This is a genomic window from Tenacibaculum sp. AWR4_210 (assembly GCF_056160945.1).
Window position 1 is genome coordinate 1 of sequence record NZ_JBSWYF010000025.1, and the last position, 3,381, is coordinate 3,381.

Here is a 3,381-nt window from a genome sequence, read left to right on the forward strand (position 1 = left end):
ATAATGCTGGTGACCAAGTTCCGCCGGTAGCTGGACTTCCTCCTAAGGCTGCAAATAACTGCGCCGATGTTACCGTGCTTCCTGCACAGATGGTAAGTGTTCCGTTAGTTCCCGCATTTGGTAAAGCTTGCTCGCTTACCACTACCTGAGCCGTTGCTGCTGTGGTACATGGTGCGGTTGCGGCTACTGTATATGTATAGGTATTAGCCCCTGCTAATGCTGGTGACCAAGTTCCGCCGGTAGCTGGACTTCCTCCTAAGGCTGCAAATAACTGCCCTGATGTTACGGTGCTTCCTGCACAGATCGTAAGTGTTCCGTTAGTTCCGGCATTTGGTAAAGCTTGCTCGCTTACCACTACCTGAGCTGTTGCTGCTGTGGTACATGGTGCCGTTGCTGCTACTGTATATGTATAGGTATTTGCGCCTGCTAATGCTGGTGACCAAGTTCCGCCGGTAGCTGGACTTCCTCCTAAGGCTGCAAATAATTGTGCCGATGTTACGGTGCTTCCTGCACAGATCGTTAGTGTTCCGTTAGTTCCCGCATTTGGTAAAGCTTGTTCGCTTACCACTACCTGAGCTGTTGCTGCTGTGGTACATGGTGCGGTTGCTGCTACTGTATACGTATAGGTATTTGCGCCTGATAATGCTGGTGACCAAGTTCCGCCGGTAGCTGGACTTCCTCCTAAGGCTGCAAATAACTGCGCCGATGTTACCGTGCTTCCTGCACAGATGGTAAGTGTTCCGTTAGTTCCCGCATTTGGTAAAGCTTGTTCGCTTACCACTACCTGAGCTGTTGCTGCTGTGGTACATGGTGCCGTTGCTGCTACGGTATATGTATAGGTATTTGCGCCTGCTAATGCTGGTGACCAAGTACCGCCGGTAGCTGGACTTCCTCCTAAGGCTGCAAATAACTGCCCCGATGTTACCGTGCTTCCTGCACAGATGGTAAGTGTTCCGTTAGTTCCCGCATTTGGTAAAGCCTGCTCGCTTACCACTACCTGAGCCGTTGCTGCTGTGGTACATGGTGCGGTTGCTGCTACTGTATATGTATAGGTATTAGCCCCTGCTAATGCTGGTGACCAAGTTCCGCCTGTCGCTGGACTTCCTCCTAAGGCTGCAAATAACTGTGCTGATGTTACGGTGCTTCCTGCACAGATCGTAAGTGTTCCGTTAGTTCCTGCATTTGGTAAAGCCTGTTCGCTTACCACTACCTGAGCCGTTGCGGCTGTGGTACATGGTGCGGTTGCTGCTACTGTATATGTATAGGTATTAGCGCCTGCTAATGCTGGTGACCAAGTTCCTCCTGTAGCTGGACTTCCTCCTAAGGCTGCAAATAATTGCCCTGATGTTACCGTGCTTCCTGCACAGATGGTAAGTGTTCCGTTAGTTCCCGCATTTGGTAAAGCCTGCTCGCTTACCACTACCTGAGCTGTTGCTGCTGTGGTACATGGTGCCGTTGCTGCTACTGTATACGTATAGGTATTAGCCCCTGCTAATGCTGGTGACCAAGTTCCGCCGGTAGCAGGACTTCCGCCTAAGGCTGCAAATAACTGCGCCGATGTTACCGTGCTTCCTGCACAGATGGTAAGTGTTCCGTTAGTTCCCGCATTTGGTAAAGCTTGCTCGCTTACCACTACCTGAGCCGTTGCTGCTGTGGTACATGGTGCGGTTGCCGCTACGGTATACGTATAGGTATTAGCGCCTGCTAATGCTGGTGACCAAGTTCCGCCTGTAGCTGGACTTCCACCTAAGGCTGCAAATAATTGCCCTGATGTTACCGTGCTTCCTGCACAGATGGTTAGTGTTCCGTTAGTTCCCGCATTTGGTAAAGCCTGCTCGCTTACCACTACCTGAGCTGTTGCTGCTGTGGTACATGGTGCAGTTGCTGCTACTGTATACGTATAGGTATTAGCCCCTGCTAATGCTGGTGACCAAGTTCCGCCGGTAGCAGGGCTTCCGCCTAAGGCTGCAAATAACTGCGCTGATGTTACCGTGCTTCCTGCACAGATTGTGAGTGTTCCGTTAGTTCCCGCATTTGGTAAAGCCTGTTCGCTTACCACTACCTGAGCTGTTGCTGCTGTAGTACATGGTGCGGTTGCTGCTACGGTATACGTATAGGTATTAGCCCCTGCTAATGCTGGTGACCAAGTTCCGCCGGTAGCAGGACTTCCACCTAAGGCTGCAAATAACTGCGCCGATGTTACCGTGCTTCCTGCACAGATGGTAAGTGTTCCGTTAGTTCCCGCATTTGGTAAAGCTTGCTCGCTTACCACTACCTGAGCTGTTGCTGCTGTGGTACATGGTGCAGTTGCTACTACTGTATACGTATAGGTATTAGCCCCTGCTAATGCTGGTGACCAAGTTCCGCCGGTAGCAGGACTTCCACCTAAGGCTGCAAATAACTGCGCTGATGTTACCGTGCTTCCTGCACAGATCGTTAGTGTTCCGTTAGTTCCCGCATTTGGTAAAGCTTGTTCGCTTACCACTACCTGAGCTGTTGCTGCTGTGGTACATGGTGCGGTTGCTGCTACTGTATATGTATAGGTATTAGCGCCTGCTAATGCTGGTGACCAAGTTCCGCCTGTCGCTGGACTTCCTCCTAAGGCTGCAAATAACTGTGCCGATGTTACCGTGCTTCCTGCACAGATCGTAAGTGTTCCGTTAGTTCCCGCATTTGGTAAAGCCTGTTCGCTTACCACTACCTGAGCCGTTGCGGCTGTGGTACATGGTGCCGTTGCTGCTACTGTATATGTATAGGTATTAGCGCCTGATAATGCTGGTGACCAAGTACCTCCTGTCGCTGGACTTCCTCCTAAGGCTGCAAATAATTGCCCTGATGTTACGGTGCTTCCTGCACAGATCGTTAGTGTTCCGTTAGTTCCTGCATTTGGTAAAGCTTGCTCGCTTACCACTACCTGAGCTGTTGCTGCTGTGGTACATGGTGCGGTTGCGGCTACTGTATATGTATAGGTATTTGCGCCGCCTAATGCTGGTGACCAAGTTCCGCCTGTCGCTGGACTTCCACCTAAGGCTGCAAATAATTGCCCTGATGTTACAGTGCTTCCTGCACAGATCGTAAGTGTTCCGTTAGTTCCCGCATTTGGTAAGGCTTGTTCGCTTACCACTACCTGAGCTGTTGCTGCTGTGGTACATGGTGCGGTTGCGGCTACGGTATATGTATAGATATTAGCGCCTGATAATGCTGGTGACCAAGTTCCGCCGGTAGCCGGACTTCCACCTAAGGCTGCAAATAACTGCCCCGATGTTACCGTGCTTCCTGCACAGATGGTGAGTGTTCCGTTAGTTCCCGCATTTGGTAAAGCTTGCTCGCTTACCACTACCTGAGCCGTTGCTGCTGTGGTACATGGTGCCGTTGCTGCTA

The 3,381-nt window shown here is 51.1% G+C and carries 1 protein-coding gene; it reads right to left on the bottom strand.

Annotated elements, in window-relative coordinates; all coding sequences use genetic code 11:
• On the bottom strand, positions 1-3,381 hold a 3,381-nt coding region (locus tag ACXAG7_RS19830), incomplete at both ends, for a beta strand repeat-containing protein (RefSeq protein WP_476667911.1).